Source organism: Neorhizobium populisoli (genome assembly GCF_019430945.1).
Lineage (GTDB): Bacteria > Pseudomonadota > Alphaproteobacteria > Rhizobiales > Rhizobiaceae > Neorhizobium > Neorhizobium populisoli.
Map to the genome: position 1 here is coordinate 26,943 of NZ_JAHYCB010000016.1, position 17,720 is coordinate 44,662.

General features: G+C 59.6%; 15 protein-coding genes and 1 pseudogene. 3 read left to right on the forward strand and 13 right to left on the reverse strand.

The annotated features are described in order from the left end of the window. Positions 1-306: 306 nt before the first annotated feature. Positions 307-540: pseudogene (locus KX729_RS29125) on the reverse strand (hypothetical protein); the annotation flags it as partial. Between the two features lie 204 nt (positions 541-744). Here KX729_RS29125 and KX729_RS29130 point away from each other — a divergent pair. Beyond that, on the forward strand, positions 745-1,041 hold the full coding sequence (locus tag KX729_RS29130) for a BON domain-containing protein (protein WP_219745975.1): 297 nt from the start codon (positions 745-747) through the stop codon (positions 1,039-1,041). Positions 1,042-1,350: 309 nt separating this feature from the next. On the opposite strand, the gene KX729_RS29135 is transcribed toward KX729_RS29130, so the two are convergent. The 7 genes from KX729_RS29135 to KX729_RS29165 form a co-directional block, all read right to left on the reverse strand. Beyond that, on the reverse strand, positions 1,351-2,115 hold the full coding sequence (locus KX729_RS29135; RefSeq protein ID WP_219745976.1) for a FadR/GntR family transcriptional regulator: 765 nt from the start codon (positions 2,113-2,115) through the stop codon (positions 1,351-1,353). A gap of 30 nt (positions 2,116-2,145) precedes the next feature. Further along, positions 2,146-2,859, reverse strand: coding sequence for an ABC transporter ATP-binding protein (locus KX729_RS29140; RefSeq protein WP_219745977.1), 714 nt, complete (start codon positions 2,857-2,859; stop codon positions 2,146-2,148). Beyond that, positions 2,846-3,625, reverse strand: a complete 780-nt coding sequence (locus KX729_RS29145) for an ABC transporter ATP-binding protein (RefSeq protein WP_219745978.1) — start codon at positions 3,623-3,625, stop codon at positions 2,846-2,848. The genes KX729_RS29140 and KX729_RS29145 overlap by 14 nt, the downstream gene beginning before the upstream one ends. Continuing rightward, a complete protein-coding gene (locus tag KX729_RS29150) occupies positions 3,622-4,590 on the reverse strand; it encodes a branched-chain amino acid ABC transporter permease (protein ID WP_219745979.1) in 969 nt (322 codons plus the stop codon). The genes KX729_RS29145 and KX729_RS29150 overlap by 4 nt, the downstream gene beginning before the upstream one ends. Continuing rightward, positions 4,590-5,465 carry a branched-chain amino acid ABC transporter permease gene (locus KX729_RS29155; protein ID WP_219745980.1) on the reverse strand — a complete coding sequence of 292 codons (876 nt, stop codon included), beginning with the start codon at positions 5,463-5,465 and terminating at the stop codon, positions 4,590-4,592. Before KX729_RS29155 ends, KX729_RS29150 begins: the two co-directional genes overlap by 1 nt. A 26-nt stretch (positions 5,466-5,491) precedes the next feature. Beyond that, the gene (locus tag KX729_RS29160; RefSeq protein ID WP_219745981.1) at positions 5,492-6,610 is read right to left on the reverse strand and encodes an ABC transporter substrate-binding protein; all 1,119 of its coding nucleotides are present in this window, start codon (positions 6,608-6,610) and stop codon (positions 5,492-5,494) included. Positions 6,611-6,802: 192 nt separating this feature from the next. Then, positions 6,803-8,194, reverse strand: a complete 1,392-nt coding sequence (locus KX729_RS29165; RefSeq protein ID WP_219745982.1) for an FAD-binding oxidoreductase — start codon at positions 8,192-8,194, stop codon at positions 6,803-6,805. Positions 8,195-8,336: 142 nt separating this feature from the next. Here KX729_RS29165 and KX729_RS29170 point away from each other — a divergent pair, with 142 nt between their 5' ends. Further along, positions 8,337-9,116 carry a hypothetical protein gene (locus KX729_RS29170; RefSeq protein ID WP_219745983.1) on the forward strand — a complete coding sequence of 260 codons (780 nt, stop codon included), beginning with the start codon at positions 8,337-8,339 and terminating at the stop codon, positions 9,114-9,116. Positions 9,117-9,125: 9 nt separating this feature from the next. On the opposite strand, the gene KX729_RS29175 is transcribed toward KX729_RS29170, so the two are convergent. The 5 genes from KX729_RS29175 to KX729_RS29195 all read right to left on the reverse strand — a co-directional run bounded on the left by KX729_RS29175 (position 9,126) and on the right by KX729_RS29195 (position 15,660). Then, positions 9,126-10,301: an alpha-hydroxy acid oxidase gene (locus tag KX729_RS29175; RefSeq protein WP_219745984.1), complete on the reverse strand. Its 1,176-nt coding sequence runs from the start codon at positions 10,299-10,301 to the stop codon at positions 9,126-9,128. Next, entirely contained in the window at positions 10,301-12,178 is a 1,878-nt protein-coding gene (locus KX729_RS29180; RefSeq protein WP_219745985.1) for a dipeptide ABC transporter ATP-binding protein, read from the reverse strand. The genes KX729_RS29175 and KX729_RS29180 overlap by 1 nt, the downstream gene beginning before the upstream one ends. Before the next feature lies 1 nt (position 12,179). Beyond that, positions 12,180-13,037 carry an ABC transporter permease gene (locus KX729_RS29185; RefSeq protein ID WP_219745986.1) on the reverse strand — a complete coding sequence of 286 codons (858 nt, stop codon included), beginning with the start codon at positions 13,035-13,037 and terminating at the stop codon, positions 12,180-12,182. 1 nt (position 13,038) lies between these two features. Continuing rightward, positions 13,039-14,055, reverse strand: coding sequence for an ABC transporter permease (locus KX729_RS29190; RefSeq protein WP_219745987.1), 1,017 nt, complete (start codon positions 14,053-14,055; stop codon positions 13,039-13,041). 69 nt (positions 14,056-14,124) lie between these two features. Next, positions 14,125-15,660, reverse strand: coding sequence for an ABC transporter substrate-binding protein (locus tag KX729_RS29195; RefSeq protein WP_219745988.1), 1,536 nt, complete (start codon positions 15,658-15,660; stop codon positions 14,125-14,127). Positions 15,661-16,099: 439 nt separating this feature from the next. Between KX729_RS29195 and KX729_RS29200 the strand changes: the two genes are divergently transcribed. Beyond that, positions 16,100-17,713 (forward strand): AMP-binding protein, encoded by a 1,614-nt coding sequence (locus KX729_RS29200; RefSeq protein WP_219745989.1) that lies wholly within the window; start codon positions 16,100-16,102, stop codon positions 17,711-17,713. Positions 17,714-17,720: the final 7 nt, after the last annotated feature.

Below are 17,720 nucleotides of genomic sequence, written 5' to 3' on the forward strand. Positions count from 1 at the left end.
ACAGATCGGCTTGGCGAGGTACCTTAGCCGTGGTCATGCATGGGATTCCTGTTCGAAGAGCGGGCCCGCTGATGGTGCTGGAGGCCGCAAGCGCTTCACAGGTGTGTGTGCCCCGCGCTTGACGCTTGTAGGCTCCGGTGGCGCTGTAAGGATCAGTGACGAGGCCTCGGGTATCAATGGCGGCGCTGGATCCGGCGCGGCCGTCGCAGGTTCAATCTTGTCGGTAACCGCATTGGATATCTCTGTCGGCATGGCGTCCGCGACCGGCTCCGGTTCGGCCTCATCGTCCGACGCAAACTCTACCATACTCGATAGATCGGCCGTTTCGCCATGGGAAGCTAGAAGACGCGCGCCGGTCAACTCACCGGACTCGTTATCAGCTATTGCCGACAACGCCACAACACCGACAAACCGGGACGCCATCGACGCCGCGATCCTTTCCGCGGACGCGGCGTTCGAGGCCTGCCGCATCTCCGTCGGGATGATCCCGGCGCGGGTCTTTTTGAAGGGCATGACAATGAATTTTTCGGCGGTAACCATAGGGAATCCTTCGCGATGTTCTTATTATGTTCTCGCGGCCAAGGGAGTCAAGGTGCTTTCTGGGCCTAGACAGCCGAACGCGTCGTTTGCATCTGGAGCGGCATTGTTGCCAATCAGAAATCACATATGGCGCCTAGACGGGAACATAAACACGAGACAACAGTTCATTCATCTGAGGTTCATGTTCATCAGGAGTACTCCCCAATGTTGCTTAATACGTTCAACGCCGGCACTGGCTTTAACTTCGGTCGCAATCCTTCAATTTCTTTTGCTAAGCCCGCGGTTGAAGCGGAACTTAAGTACTTGGCTGACTTCGATTCAACTTCGATCACCGTTGAAGAGAGTGGCTCTTACATTGTCCTTGAGGGCTGTGTGCGGTCGTCCAAGGACCTCTACCGTGCACTCAAGGTCGCAGGCGATGTCGTCGGCGCTGAGAATGTGATTTGCCAGCTCGCAGTTGTGGTCGATACGGCCACCCAAGTCGACATGATCCTCTACTGAGATTTGCGTCGACCAGCAAATAAGGATGTCGGCATCCGCGCCGCAACGAGCGCGGGACAGGGCGGGGAAGAAGAATTTTCAGGGCAATCATCTTAGCCACTACGTTGTGCGAAAAAAACGCACCGCCTCCCACAAAATAAGACAGCCGACCCACAGATATGGTGGCTAACTCTGCGGCGCTTGCCGCGAACCGACATGCGCGACTGAGACCGCCGTCCTGGCCATCTTAAACGGCATCGTCGATCCAAGCGTCCGGTGGTGATTGCTCTTCAACGGGCGGATCGGCTTCCGGGTCGCGATAGCCTCAGCTCAGTCGACGAGGCGCCGGCGATTGCGACGAAGCTTGCGACCGGTCTTCTTCTCCAGCGCCTGTTCCAGGATACCGAGACGACGTTCGGTGATCTCGGTAATGCGCTCGGGATCGGCGGATTCGATCGTCTGCATCATGGTCTCAACCAGATCGAGAGACAGCGTCAGGTCCGCGTAAACGTGTAGCGTGTCATGGCGCATCGGTTCTACCCAGCGCAGCAGCAATTCCATCAGATGCAGGACAAGGCCATTGCGTGTCGCCTGGGCAAGCGCCAAATCGAACCGCATAGTGGCGATAATCACCGAGCTGATAGCCTCCGGCGTGACGGCTTCCGTCTCGGATGAGGGCAGCGCATTGCGACCGAAACGGATCGCCTCGCGCATTCTCTCGAAATCGGCTTCCTCGGCATATTGCGAGGCGATCTGCGCCACCCAGGGCAGAATCAGCCGGCGCACCTCGATCGCTTCGTCGAAGCTTGTCGGCTTGATGTCGGGCGTCGTGAAAAAATCGAGCGGCACGACCTCGCTGGCCACAAATGTGCCGCCACCGGCGCCGGGCCGAACGGTCAGGAGATCGGCCTCAACCAGCTGCTTGACCGCCTCGCGCACCGTCGGGCGGCTGACCTGCATCTGCTCGGCGATACTGCGTTCGGAGGGCAGGCGGGACCCGATGCGGAAAAAGCCCGTCCGGATTGCATCGGCAAGTCTGCGCGCGACCTCCTCGCTCGGAAGCAGCACCCTGACTGGCTGAAAGTGTCGGTTCACCGGCAAATCTCTGTTCTGTTAGTTATCTGGTCAGGCCCCGAGATAAGCTTTTTCAATCGCCGGATCACGCGAAATCTCGTCCGGCGTGCCCTGGGCAACGATCTGGCCGAGTTCCATGACATAGACGTAGTCCGCAATCCGCATGGCCTGTTCGGCATTCTGCTCGACCACAAGGAATGTCGTCTTTTCGCGGCGCTTGATTTCAAGGATCGCCGAGAACATCGCCTCGAAGATCAGCGGCGCGAGGCCGAGCGAAGGTTCGTCCAGCAGAATGAGTTTCGGCCGCGCAACCAGTGCGCGGGAAACTGCCAACATTTGTTGTTCACCGCCGGAAAGCGACCAGCCGAGCTGGGTTTCGCGTTCCTTCAACCGAGGGAAAAGCTCGTGGACTTCCTGGAGGATGGCGTTGAAACCGCCCGGCCGCTTCTTTGTCTCGGCGGTGCGGGCGACGAGCAGATTTTCCTGGACGGTCAAGCCGGGAAAGATACGGCGGCCCTGCGGCACATGGCTGATGCCGAGCGAGACAATCTTTTCCGGCTGCAGGCCCTGGATGGGCTGTCCTTCGAACGTCACCACCCCGGAGGCCGGTTTCAGCAGGCCAGACAGTGTGTTCATCAGCGTCGTCTTGCCGGCGCCGTTGGCACCCAGAACGGCGACGATCTGCTCTGGCTTCACCTCCAGCGAGAGATCGCGCAGCACGGGCACGTCGTTATAACCCGCATAGAGCCTGTCAATTTTCAGCATGTCGCTTCTTCCGCCCGAGATAAGCTGCAATCACGTCCTCGTTTTCGCGGATGGAGCGCGGATCGCCCTCGGCAATCTTGCGGCCGAAATTGAGCGCCACGATGTGGTCTACGAGACCCATGATAAAACGCATGTTGTGTTCGATGACGATCACCGACGTGCCCTGCGCCGAGACGGTGCGAATGAAGGCGGCAAGCTCGTCCGCCTCGCCTTGGCTTAAGCCGGCGCAAGGCTCGTCCAGCATCAGCACCGAGGGTGACGAGGCGAGCGCGCGAGCGATTTCCAGGAGCCGGCGCTGGCCATAGGAAAGCATTGACGGCGGCTCGTTTATGAAACGGTCAAGGCCTACCAGCGAAAGCAATGAGCGCGCCTGTTCCTTCGCCTCGCGCTCCTCCTTCCGGGAGAAAGACGATCCGAATATGCTGCCGACCAGCGTCGAGCTCATGCGGCAGGTGCGACCGACCAGCACGTTGTCGCCAACAGAAAGGCCCTGGAAAAGTTGCAGGTTCTGGAACGTGCGCGCCATACCCTGGGTGGTGATGAGATAGGGTGCAAGCCCCGTGACATTGCGATCGTGTAGCGTCACTGAGCCATCTTCAGGCCGGTAGACGCCCGAAAGCACGTTAAGCAGCGTCGACTTGCCGGAGCCGTTCGGCCCGACCAGTCCCAGCACCTTGCCTTTTTCGAGTTCGAAGCTGACGCTATCGAGCGCGGTCAGGCCGCCGAAGATTTTTGTAACGCCGGCAACTTTGAGGACCGTGCTCATGTCGAGGTCCTCGCACGCTTGAAGAGACGTTTTCCGAGACCCGCAAGCCCGTCAGGGAGCAGGAGCACGCACATCCAGATCGCCACGCCGAAGGCAAGGAGGTAATATTCCTTCACGAAACGCAGCGCCTCGGGCAGCGTGATCAGCAGCGCCGCGCCGATGACCGGACCGATGATCGTGCCGCGCCCGCCGATCAGCACCATGGCAAGCAGGATGATGGTGAGGCCGAGGCTGAAGAATTCCGGGCTGATGAAACGCACCGTATGGGCGTAAAGGCCGCCGGCGATGCCAGCAAGAACGGCGCTGATCGCAAAAGCCAGCATCTTCATCGCCGAGATATTGACGCCCGAGACATCGGCGCCGATTTCGGAATCGCGGATCGCGTTGAAGGCGCGGCCGAAACGCGAGCTTCGGAGCCGCCAGACAAAGAGGATCGTCAAAACGGCGAAGGCAAGCAGCAGGTAATAGAGCGGCACGGCCTGTCGGAACGAAAATCCGAGGATTTCCGGCCGCGGAATGTTGGAAATGCCGTGCGAGCCGCTCGTCAGCCATTCCATGCTGCGGATGACGAGGCGGATCACCTCGCCGAGCGCCAGCGTCAGCAGCGTCAGCGAATGGCCCTTGATACGCAGTGCCGGAATGGAGATGAGAAAGCCGATCAGGCCGGTCAGCACCGCGGCCGCCATGATGCCGACCATGAAGGGCGCACCGGTGGAGGTGACCATGATGGCGCTCGTATAGGCGCCAATCGCAAAAAGCCCGATATGGCCAAACGACAGGAGCCCGGTAAAGCCAAGCAGCACGTCGTAGCCGGAGGCGAGGATGATAAAGATCAAAGCCTGGTGCGCAATGCCGAGGTAATAATTGCTCTTTAGGACAAAGGGCAGGGCGATCGCCAGGGCGAGCAGTACGACGATGCCGATGGCGCGCCAGACAATATTGCGGGATGCACTTTGTGTGGTCATCACAGCTTCTCCGCAATCCGCTCCGGAAACAGACCGCGCGGCCGGAACAGAAGAACGACAATGATGATCAGGAAGGCGATGACGTCCTTGTATTCGGACGAGATATAGGCGGCGCCGAGCGCCTCGACGATGCCGATGATAAGCCCGCCGAATACCGCACCCTTGAGGCTGCCCCAGCCGCCGACGATGGTGGCAGCAAGCCCCTTCAGCATCAGGCCAAAGCCCATCGTCGTGGTGACGACGAAAAGCGGCGCGACGAGGAAGCCGGAAAGCCCGGCGAGGCCTGCAGAGAGACAATACGCAAAGGTGCGCATGCGGCGCACCGGAATGCCCATCAACCGTGCGGCATCCGGATCCTGCGCCGTTGCCTGAAGGCGAAGGCCGATATCGGTTTTGGTCAGGCAAAATTGCAGCACGCTGATCAAGGCGATCGCCAGCACGATGATCAGGACGTTGTGCGGGAAGAAGGAAATGCCGCCGAACTCGACGGTACCATTGCCGAAGAAGGTTGGCAGGGTCAGCGGGTAGGGACCCCAGACGAGTGTCGCCAGCGCACCCATCGACACCGAAATGCCGATTGTGGCAGTGACGATGGTGAGGAAGTGCCGCCCTTCCAGCGGCCGGAATACCACCCACTGGAAGACGTAGCCCATGATGACGCACAGGATGACCGTGCCGATCAGCGCTGCCCAGAGTGGCAATCCGACGATGCTGTACAGCGTGACGCCGAAGAAGCCGCCATAGGTGACCCATTCGCTGTAGGAGAAATTGACGACGCCGGCAGCGGCAATCGTCAAGGTGAAGCCGAGCGCCACGAAGGCATAGATACAGCCCATCGTGACGCCGGCAATCAAGACTTGCAGGAACGTGTCCATCTGACCTTCTTCAGGCGATCGATTGCTTACTTGATGGTCGCGGCGAGCGTGAGCTTGCCGTCGCCGATCTGCACGATCGCGACGCTGCGGCCACCATCACCCTTGTCGGCGTAGCTATAGGTATTGCCGATACCGGCATAATCCTTGATCGTCCGCATTTCCTTGACCAGCGCCTCGTGATCGGTGCCGACCTTGGCGATCGCAGCAGCAACCATCATGACGCCGTCGTAATATTCAGCGGCCGAATAGTCGGAGTCGATGTTGAACTTCTCGCGGTAACGCTTGGCCCAATCGGCCCGCGCCGGATCGATCGCCGGAACCGAGTCCACGGTGCCATAAATGCCGTTGGCCGAGTCGCCCTGATAGAGCTTGATCGTCGTCGGCAGCACGCCGGCATTCGAGAAGATGACCTTAGAGGTGAGGCCGAGCTGCTTCAGCTGCTGGACGGCGACCACGAAATGTGGCGGGTCGCCGGAGACGATGACCACGTCTGCGCCGGCATCCTTGATGCGCAGGATTTGCGGAGTGAAGTCCCGGTCGGCAACTTCGAAGCTTTCGACGGCAACCGGCTTGACCGATTTATCGGTCAGCACGGACTGGATCTGGTTCAGCCAGCTATTGCCGAATTCGCTGTTGGCGCGCAGCACGGCGATCTTCTTGCCACCGAGATTGTCGATGGCAAAACGCGCCGCGGCCTTGGCGACATAAAGGTCGCTGGTGCGGACGCGGAAGAGCGGCTCGACGCCCTTCTTGTCGAGAGCGAGCTGGGCGGAAGCGGCGCCGGTCAGCGTCGGAATGCCTTCGTCGCCGATCGTACCCATCTGCGACAGCACGAAACCACTGACGGTGGTGTTCATGATCGCCGACGGCTCCTGGTCCAGGATGCGGTTATAGGCGTTGATCGCGCCGGTCTGCTCGCTGCCGGTGTCCTCGATGATCAGCTGGATCTTGTTGCCCTTGATGCCGCCCTTGGCGTTGATGTCCTCGACGGCCATTTTGGTGCCGTTCACGAGCGGCGCCTCACCGCCGGCAAACGGGCCGGTGGTACCGATGACCATGCCAAGTTTGATGTCGTCGGCGAAAGCGACCTGCGCGAAGCTCATGGCAAGCGCTGCGGCGATGACGGATTTCGAAAGAATGCGCATGATTTCCCTCCTGAAAACGCGCTGCACTCTTGTGCTACCGCGCCGTTGCTCGATGGCGGCATTTCTGCCGCCGATACCCCTTTGTTGAAAGGTATGATCCATCAACCAAATTTGGCTGTCAACTTTACCTTTGGTTTTCGAAAAAAAATTTCAAGTTTCAAGCAAGCTTTGAAACCGGTAGCGGCCGGCGTCTCAGAGCGTCAGAACCTTGCCCGTGTTGAGAACGTTATTCGGGTCGAGTGCCTGCTTGATCTTCGCCATCAGCGCCAGTTCCTCCTGCGTCCGCGAGAGCTTGAGATATGGCTTCTTCAGCAGTCCAATCCCGTGTTCGGCGGAGATCGTGCCGCCTTCGCTGGCGACGAAACCGAAGACGAGTTCGCTGATCTCCTTGTGCGGCTGCTCCTTGCCGGCAGAGGGAATGTTGCAGACGACATGCAGGTTGCTGTCGCCGATATGGCCGTAGCTCAGCGCGATCGCATCCTGCCAGCGCGCCTTCATCGCCGCCTCGATGTCATCCACCACCCTGCCGGCAGCGCTGGTTGGCAGGCCGACGTCGAAGGCCGTCAGCGGCCCCATCAGCTTGCTGTATTCTGAAACGCTCTCACGCACCGCCCATAGATCGCGGGTTTCGCGTTCGGAAGACGGCAGGACGGCATCGGACACCCAGCCTGATTCCAGCGCATCGGTGAGGACCTGCTCGAGCAGCAGACGGTTTTCCGATGCATCGCGGCCCCCGGTTTCGATCAGCACGTAGACGCCATACGGCTCGTTAAATGCTCGGCGCAGATCCGGCAGGCTGCCGGTCATGAAGTCGTAGAAGCTCGGCCACATTACCTCGAAAGAGGTAAGGGCAGAACCCATGCGCTGGCGGGCGCTTTTCAGAAGTTCCAGCAAAGACGGGAAATCCGGGCAACCGCAGAAGGCGCTGGCAAGCTCGGCGGGCTTCGCCTGCAGCCGCAACACGGCACGGGTGATGATGCCGAGCGTGCCTTCCGAGCCGATGAAGATTTGCTTCAGGTCGTAGCCGGCGTTGTTCTTTAGCATTTTGTTGAGTGAGGTGACGATCGTGCCATCCGGTAGCACGACTTCCAGGCCGAGCACATGTTCGCGCGCCATGCCGAAGCGGATGACGCGATTGCCGCCGGCATTGGTGGAAAGATTGCCGCCGATCATGCAGGAATCGCGCGCGCCGAGATCAAGCCCGAGGAACAGGCCTGCTTCTTCGGCCGCCTTCTGGGCAACCCCCAACACCACGCCGGCTTGCACCGTCATGGTCGCCATGACGGTGTCGATTTCCTCGATGGCGTTCATGCGATCCAGTGAAAGAGCAACTCCGCCTTCGATCGGTCGCGCGCCGCCGTTGAGGCCGGTCAATCCGCCTTGCGGGGTTAGCGGCACTTTGAACTCGTTGCAAATCCGCATGGCGGCCGCCACCTGCTGCGTCGTCCGGGGCCGGACCAGGGCAAGCGGTAGGACTGCAGACAAGCCGGCCCAATCATTATGATAACGAAGCGGGATATCGTCGCCGAAGAAGACGTCTGACCCAAGCTCGACCTTTAGGGCTTCGACGATATTGCTAGGCATGACTGCTCCATCCGCATATAGGCAAATTCGTGACCGTTATTGGTCAGTCGAACATACCTTTGACCGATCCGCAACCGCATTCCTACGTGCTGCGCCATAAAATAGTTTAAGTCTAAACTTGTTTTTTGTATCGGGCAGCCTGATGATGCGCCATCCGATGGGGAACGAGAGGGCCGGCAAAGATGGGCGCTTCTCGGAAAAGCAGGAGGATTTCGCCATGCGCTTTGCCTATTTCGCCTTTTTCGAAAATACCGATAGCAGCAAGCTTGCTGTCAGCAAGGCTGACGTTGAAACCGTCGCCGAGATCGTCAAGCTGACGCCGGGCCTGACTTCAGCCAATCTTTACACGCCGGAAGTCACCAAGGACATGTACAACAAGGACGAACAGTCCCCGGTTTTCGGCATGCAGCTGCATTTCAACGAGCTTTCCGAACTGGAAGATGCGATGGCGCCAGCCGGTCACCTGCAGCAGCTTGCAGCCAATGGCGTGCTTTCCAGCATTCGTGGTGCCAGGGCGACGCAGCAGGCCATGTATGCGCGGCATTTCCCGGTCGATGACTCGACTGTCGATATCGCCAGGAACGGCAACCCGTGCTCCTATGTCGTTCACTATCAGGGGCCGGCGGAGGACCTGAACGTCTGGATGCATCATTACGTCACCCATCATCCTGAGGTGATGCGGACCTTTCCGGGGATCCGCAAGATCGAAGTCCTGTCGCGGATCGATTGGTGTGGCTTCCTGCCCTGGGAACGGGTTAATCACATGCAGCGCAACCGGGTTATGTTCGACAGCCCGGCGGCCCTACAAGCCGCGCTGCAATCGCCGGCGCGCATTGCCATGCGCGAGGATTTCAAGACCTTCCCGCCCTTCGAAGGCGGCAATTCGCACTTTCCGATGGAAACCCGGATCGTCTTGCCCTGAGAGCTGCGATTACAATCTCAAGCGGTCGCGGTCCAGTTCCGCGATCGAGCGGCAACCGATCAGCGCCATGGTGCGGCGGGTTTCTTCTTCGAGGATCGTGAGCGCGCGTGCCACACCCGCCTCACCACCTGCAGCGAGACCATAAAGTGCGGCCCGGCCGAGCATGATGGCATCGGCACCAAGTGCCAAGGCCTTGACGATATCCGTGCCGCGCCGGAAGCCGCTATCCGCGAGTATGGCAATCCTGCCCTTCAGCCGATTGGCGATCTTCGGAAGAATGTCGATTGGCGACGGCGCGCCATCGAGCTGACGGCCGCCGTGATTGCTGATGACAATCCCGTCCGCGCCGGCTTCGGCCGCCAGTTCCGCATCGCGCGTCGACATCACGCCCTTGATGATCAGCGGCCGCTTCCAGATCTTTCGGATATGCCGGATGTGGTTCCAGCTGAGATCAGGTTCGACCTGTTCTCGCGACCAGATGGCGGTGCGGGCAAAAGTCTGCTGGTCTGCAGGCAGGAAATCCAGAAGATTACCGAAAGGCGGAATGCCGCGCGCCATGACCGATATCGCCCAACGTGGATGGAAGAGCATGTCCAGTTTGTGGCGCAGCGTCGGGTCCATGCCGGAGCGATAGTTACGGCGGTCCCATTCGCGATTGCCGAAGGTCGCGGCGTCGGTCGTCACCATCAGCGCCTGGCAGCCGGCTCTTTCGGCACGGCCGACCAGGTCCTCCATGAAAGTCTGCGAGCGGAAGACGTAAAGCTGTATCCAGTGCGCAAGATCGGGAATGCCGGCAAGCTGCTCGATCCGCATGTTCGAGACGGTACTCTGGGTGAAGGTCACGCCGGCTTTGGCCGCCGCCTGCGCCAGAAGCCGGTCACCCTCATATTGCAACAGGCCATTAAAGCCGGTCGGCGCGATGATGAAAGGCAGGCGCATCTTTCGGCCGAGAACGGTCGTCGAAAGGTCAGGCACACCGACACCGGTCAGTGTCGAGGGACGGAAGCCGATCGCAGAAAACACGTCGCGATTGCGGCGCAGCGTCAGCTCGTCCTCCGCTCCGCCTTCCAGATATTCCAGCACGAAGGCGGGCAGGCGGTCGCGTGCCATGGCCTGCAGATCGGCAATCGTCACCGCCCGCTTCACATCCCGGCCGCCGTAGTATTTCCTGCCTGCAAATGCCATCACTCGACCTGATATCCCGCTTCCGCCAACACCGGCGACCATTCCGAATTGACATCATCCGGTGGCACGGCCGCAAGCAGGCTTCTCGTATAGTCGTGCTGCGGTTTGGAAAAAACGGCCTCGGTGCGGCCGCTTTCGACGACCTCGCCGCGATACATCACCATAACGCGGTCACAGAGATAGCGAACCACGGACAGATCGTGACTGATGAACAGCATCGAGAAGCCGTGCTCGTCGCGCAGCTTAAGGAGAAGGTCAAGAAGCTGTGCCTGAACCGAGACGTCCAGACCAGAGACGATCTCGTCGGCAACCAGGATTTTCGGCAGGGTGCAGAGCGCGCGGGCAATGTTGACGCGCTGCTTCTGCCCACCGGAAAGCTGTGAAGGAAAGCGCATCGCCGCATCCGGCGGCAAGCCGATCTCCTTGAGTAGTTCTGCGGCGCGAACCATGCGCTCGCGATGGCTGTTGAGCAGGCCGGTCGCCTCGTTTGCCTGCGTGACGATGCTGCCGATCCTGCGGCGCGGGTTAAGTGCAGATTGCGGATCCTGGAACACCATTTGGATATAATCGCGACGGAACGCCTTGTCGGCATTGCGATTGGCGGTAACATCGCGCCCGGCAAGGGTGATCTTGCCATCCGTCGGCGTGTCAAGGCCAACCACCAGACGGGCGAGCGAGCTCTTACCACTACCGCTCTCGCCGACGATGCCGACGAACTCTCCTTCGCCAAGCGTAAAATCGACGCTGTTGACGGCCTTGAAGCTGCTGCGGGAGGCGAACGGGCTCCAGGCGGTCGTATAGGCCTTGGTCAGCCTCTCGCCGTTGAAATGTATATTGGCCGACGCGATCTCGCGGCCGGGCGCCAGTGGCGGCGGCACGATATCCGGCGTCTTTTCGGTCCGAATACAGGCAGCGATGTGGTTCGGGCCGATATCGGCAAGCGGCGGTTCGGTCTGCGTACAGGCTTCCATCACATTCGGACAGCGGGAAGCGAAACGGCAGCCTTTCAGTTCCTTCAAGACGCGCAGGCCGGGCATGCGTTCGGGAAGAATGAAAAGGCCGCGGCGCGGGCCACTGATATTCGGGTTGGCGAGCTGCAGACAGCGCGTGTAGGGATGGGCGGGATCCGAGAAAAGCTGCTTCGCCGGCCCGCGTTCGGCCGGCCGGCCGGCGTAAAGCACCATGATCTCGTCGCTGATCTGCGAGGCGAGGCGCAGGTCATGAGTGATGAAAATGACAGCCGTGCCGTCCCGCCTCTGCATTTCGCCGATCAGCTTGATGATACGCGCCTGGATGGTGACGTCGAGCGCCGTCGTCGGCTCGTCAGCGATCAAGAGACGCGGGCGGCTCGCGAAGGCCATGGCAATCAGGATGCGTTGACACATGCCGCCGGAAAGCTGGTGCGGATATTTGTCGAGCAGTGCCGCGCCATGCGGCAGATGCACGGCCTCGAACTCCTTCAGCGCCCTCAGCTTCCAGCTTTCACCAGGTTGGAGGCCGATGCGCAACAGATGTTCTTTCATCTGCTGGCCGACGCTCAGAACCGGGTTGAGGCCCGACAGCGGCTCCTGCGGAATGAAGGCGATATCGCGGCCAAGCAGATCGCGGCGGCGATCCGCCCCCATGCCGACCAGATCTTCGCCGTCGAATTTCAGCGTTCCCTTGGTTACCGCAAAACCATGCGGCAGGAATTGTGAAATCGTGCGGCCGATCATGGACTTGCCGGCGCCGGACTCCCCGACAAGACCGAGTATCTTGCCGGGCTCGAGCGTGAAATTGAGATCGGTCAGGACGGGAAAACGTTCCTTGCCGCCGAGAGATTCGACGCAAAGGTTTTGCGCCGAAAGAATAGGGCCGGAGGGGGAAGGATTGGCCATATCAGGTGCGCTCCGTCTGCGTGAGGCGGGTATCCAGCGTGCGGCGCAGGCCGTCGCCGAGAATATTGAAGCCGAAAACGGCAAAGAAGATCGCCAGGATCGGCGCGATCAGATTGAACGGCGCCTCGTAGATGTTCTGGCGCGCATCGGCGATCATCTGGCCCCAAGCCGGCGTCTCAGAGCCGACGCTCATGCCGACGAAGGAAAGGATCGCCTCCACGATGACAGCGACGCCCATTTCCAGGCTCATCAGAGTGATCAGCAGCGGCAGCGTGCCTGGCAGGATTTCGCGGGTAATAGTGCGCCAGTGCGAGAAGCCGACAAGTTGGGCGGCCGAGACATAATCGCGACGCCGCAACACGATCACCTCGCTTCGCAACACGCGACAGAAGCGCGTCCAGTCGACCAGAATGATCGCCACGACCACGTTTCTGAGGCCCGTGCCGAGGCCGACCATCAGGATCAGCGAAAGAATGACCGGGGGGAAGGAAAGCCAGATTTCCACGACGCGGCCGATCAACCAGTCGATCCAGCCGCCAAAATATCCGGCGATATGAGCCAGGGTCGCACCGATGATCATCGCGCCGACCGAAGCCGTGAAGGCGACGGTGAGGGCGACACGGGCGCCGAAGATCAGGCGCGAGAGTACGCAGCGTCCGAGGCTGTCGGTGCCAAGCGGAAACATGAGGTCGCCGCCGTCCGCCCAGGCAGGCGGCGTAAGAATGGCAAGCAGGTTTTGCTCGTTCGGATCGTTCGGTGCCAGATAGGGCGCAAAAATTGCGCAGATGCCGAGAATGAAGATAATGACGAGGCCAGTCTGGACGCGGCCGGATTTCAGCCAAAGCGGAAGCGGTCTCATGTCAGCGCACCCTCAGTTTCGGATTGAGGATCAGGTAAAGGCTGTCCACCACGATGCTGATCACCAGCACGGCAATGCAATAGGTCAAGCCCGCGCCCTGGATGATCGGTAGGTCGGCGTTGCGAATGGCATCGACCATCAGGTTGCCCATGCCGGGATAGGAATAGATGATCTCCACCAGCAGCGTGCCGCCGAAGAGAAAGCCGAATTGCACGCCCATCAGACTGAGCGTCGGCAGGATGGCGTTTTTTAAGCCGTGACGGACAAGGATGCGCTTTTCGGAAAGGCCGCGCAGGCGCGCCTGATGAATATAATCATCCTGATAAGCATCAAGCAGGCTGGAGCGGAGCACGCGCATCAGCGACGGCGACAGCGCGATACCCAGCGCCAGACAGGGCAGGATCATGTGCTGCAAAGCGTTGATGAGGCTGGAGATATTGCCGGTGATCAGGCTGTCGAGCAGCAGGAAGCCGGTGACGACTGGCCGTTCGAATCCGGGGCTCAAACGTCCCGTGAACGGCAAAACCTCAAAGAACACGCCGAAGACGAGCAGCAGGAAGAGGCTCCAGAGAAACTCCGGGAGGGAGAGAAGCAAAATGGAGAAGAAATCCATCACTGCTTCCATACGGGTGCCCCGTACATAAAAAAGGAAAAGACCGCCGGCAATGCCGAAGACGGTCGCGACCATCATGGCAATGACCGCAAGCTCGATCGTCGCCGGCAGGGTGTTGCCGATCAGCGCAGTCACATCCTGGCGAAAATGGATGGAGCGGCCGATATTGCCGTGCAGGAGCTGGTTCAGCCAGATGCCATATTGTTCGTAGAGAGGTCGGTCGAGTCCCATTTCCGAACGCATGGCCTCGATCTCCTGCACCGTCGCATTCGGCGGCAGCGACATCGCCGCCGGATCGACCGGTAGGATGCGCAGGATGCAAAATAGAAGCGCGGACACAACAAGCAGGATCGGTATCGCGGTCAGCACGCGCTTTACCAACAGCTTGGCAATAGTCGCAAACATGCGCATGCCCCGTAGGAAGGATGTATGGAGAGGGGCCGGGTTGCCAGCCCCTGTATCGGTGCCGTGTGCTCAGGACCAGGACATGGTTTTGCCCAGAACCCAGGCATTGCCGTACTTGACGTAATTAAGGTTCTTCTTGCGAACCACAGTCTGGACGCTTTGTAGCAGCGGAATGTTGGCGCCGCTATCGACGATCTCCTTGGCGAGGTCCTTATAGCCCTGGATACGCTTCTCATAGACCGGTTCGGTGAAGAGCTTGAGGATCTTGTCGCCGATTTCCATGCCCTTCCAGGCGCCGAACGGCATTTTTGGGTTCATGAGGTAGCCCGAGAAAATTTCTGGGTCGCCGGTTGCGTTGTCGAAGCTGTAGAGCGTCGCTTCCGGCAGCTGGCCACCACGATTCAGTTCGAAATACTTGGAATATTCGATCTGCTGCAGTTCCACCTTCAGGCCGACCTTTTGCCACATCTGCACGAGGGCGCGGGCGATATCGAAATCGCTCGGAAACTGGCCATTGGTGGCAGCGAGCGTGAAGGACGCCGGCTTTTCGGCCGTATAACCGGCATCCGCAAGTAGCTTCTTGGCAAGCTCCGGGTCGTAGGGAAACTTGTAGTCCGCAACGTAACCCGGTGTGCCCGGCGTGGCCGGAACCGAAAGCGGAACAGCCGCGCCGCCATAAAACGCCTTGGAAAGGGCGACCTTGTCGATCGCGTGGTGTGCGGCGAGGCGAATAGCCTTGTCGGCAAAACCTTTGTCGTTCCGCATCTGCAGGATGATAATGCGGGTGAACGGATTGATCTCGGATGTCAGTCCTTCCGTCTTGCCGAGGCGTTCGGTTTCGCGGACTGGAAGGTTGACCGTGATATCCACCTGACCGGACTGGATGGCTGCGGTGCGGGCCGACGGGTCCTTGATGATGTCGATGGTAACGCGCTTGATCTTCGGCTTCTCACCGAAATAATCTTCGTTTCGCTCCAGCACGATGCGGGAATTCATCTGGTAGTCGACGAGCTTGTAAGGGCCGGTACCGATCGGCTTTTTGGCGAATTCTTCCGCGCCGACGGATTCGATATACTTCTTCGGCACGAGATAGCTGCCGAGGAAGGCGAGCCACTGTGGCGCGGTCGGCGTCGGGGCGGAGAATTTCATCACGCCGGAGATCGGGGAAAGGATCTCGATCTCGGTCAAGGTGCGCCAGGAATTGGCGATGTCGAGCTTCAGGCCGGATTTGATACGGTCGATGAAGGTGTATTTGAAATCCTCCATCGTCATCAGATCGCCGTTGTGGAACTTCACATCGCTGCGGATCTCGAAGGGCATCGAAAGACCATCCGGCTTCAGTTCCCATTTGGTGATCAGGTTGCCGATCAGCTTCAGGTCCGGCGACTGGTCAAGCGGCTGGTCGAAGACCATCTTGAACAGCGGCTGTGCGTCCGGAACGAAACGCAGGTTCGGATCCCAGGACGGCACGTCTGATGGCCAGCCGATCGTGACGTTATCGCTGCCTTGCGCGAAGGCGAAACTGGCCTGCGACAGCACGGTGCCGCTGACGGCGGCAAGCCCAAGCATCTGCAAGAGATTTCTGCGGTCGATTTCAAAAGTCATTGACGTCCCTCTGGTTCTACCCTCGGCGTCTGCGGCCGACGGACCTGCGGCGGTTCTTGAAAAACGCGAGCCTGCAATCCTGTCAGGGGATTCTGTCATTGGTGTTCGGCCGTTCTGCGCGGCGGTCCCCTTAACAATTGAGAGGATGGTAGAACGAGGTATAGGTTACTTCAAGCCTAAAATTTCCTATCGCGTCAAATTGAAAGGTTTGGCCACCAATGCGTGCACAAGCCCTGCAAATTGCCATTTTTCACAAGGGAAAAGGTTGAGTGCGATGCAGTCTTCGGCCTGTTGTTAGAGGTTTTTCAGCGTTGACGCTGAAAATATATTGACCTTCTTACATATCATTTTATGCTTAAATCGTCTTTTGGAAGCGAGGCCGTTGTACGAGAAGGTTGCGCCTCGAAAAGCGCGCCGGAGCAAGCTTGAGGACGACGAAATGCATTCTCCCTATTTGCTCTTCGAACATCAGGCGCTGAAAGCTCCCGAGGCGCTGATGCTGACCGCGCCAAGGAGCGCGAAGCTGCCCTATGCGCCGGATGGATTTCGCTTTTCCTATGGCGAGATTTTCGCTCGCGTTAGCATTTTAAAGCAGACGTTCGCCGACGCTGGCTATGGAATCGGGTCGAGGATCGCGCTGCTTCTCGAAAACCGGCCGGAGTTCTTCGATTTTTGGCTGGCCTTGAATGCGATCGGCGCTTCGATCGTGCCCATCAATCCGGATCTGCGTCGCGACGAAATGCTCTTCCAGCTCGACATGGCAGAAGCCTCGCTGATGATCGTCATCGCGGAACGACTCGGTGAGCTGCGCGACATCAAGCCAAACGTAGTTACCGTGATTGCCGTCGGGGACGAGCTTCCCGCGTCTGCGCAAAAGTGTGAGGCGCGGCCGGGCGGGCCGGAGGCGGAATGCGCGCTTCTCTTCACCTCCGGCAGTACCGGAAAGCCGAAAGGCTGCATCCTTTCCAATATCTACTTCATCACCATCGCCGAATGGTACACGACGCAAGGCGGCATTGCGGAGATGGGTGAGGGCAGGGAAGTGGCACTGACGCCGCTGCCAATGTTCCACATGAACGCGCTTGGCTGCACGGCGGTCGGGATGATCATGAAGGGTGGCGCGATCGTGCCGCTCGATCGCTTTCACGCCAGTTCCTGGTGGGATTCGATCGCCGATTCCCAGGCGACGATCATCCATTGTCTTGGCGTCATCCCGGCGGTCCTGCTCCAGCTTCCCGCAGTTGCGGCGGAGCAGGCACATAAGGTGAAATTCGCGCTCGGGCCAGGCGTCAATGCGCGCCACAAGATCGAGTTCGAGGAACGTTACCGCATTCCGATCGTCGAAGCATGGGCGATGACGGAAACTGGCGGGCGGGGGGTCACGACGACAGCTGCGGACGATTATACGCCGGGCCTGCGCTGCATCGGCCGCCCGCGCGCCGGAATGGATTTTCGCATCGTCGATGATGGGGGCAAAGATGCCGAGCTCGGCAGGCCCGGTGAGCTTCTGGTGCGCGCTAAGGGAGACAACCCCCGCGATGGCTTCTTCAGCGGCTACCTGAAGGATGAAAAAGCGACTGAAGAAGCCTGGGAGGGCGGCTGGTTCCACACCGGCGATGTCGTTTACGCTGACGAGAAAGGCTTGCTCTATTTCTTCGATCGGAAGAAGAGCATCGTGCGCCGTAGCGGCGAAAATATCGCCGTGCTCGAGGTCGAGGCGGCGCTTGCCAAGAACCCGGGCGTGAAGGCAGCCGCCGTAACGCCGGTTCCGGACGACTTGCGGGGCGAGGAAGTGTTTGCCTTCATAGTGGAGAGCGAAGCTGTCGAGCCGGCGGAGCCTGCCGAGAAGGCCAGACTAATGATCGAGTCTGCCGCTGCAGATATCGCCTATCACAAGCTGCCCGGCTATGTCGTCTTCATCGACAGGCTGCCGATCAGCTCGACCCAGAAACTGCAGCGCGGTGAGATCAAGACCATGGCGGCGACGGCCGTTGAAGATGGAACGGCAATCGACCTGCGCAAACTGAAAGCCGCGATCCGCAAGTCCAGATAATACTACT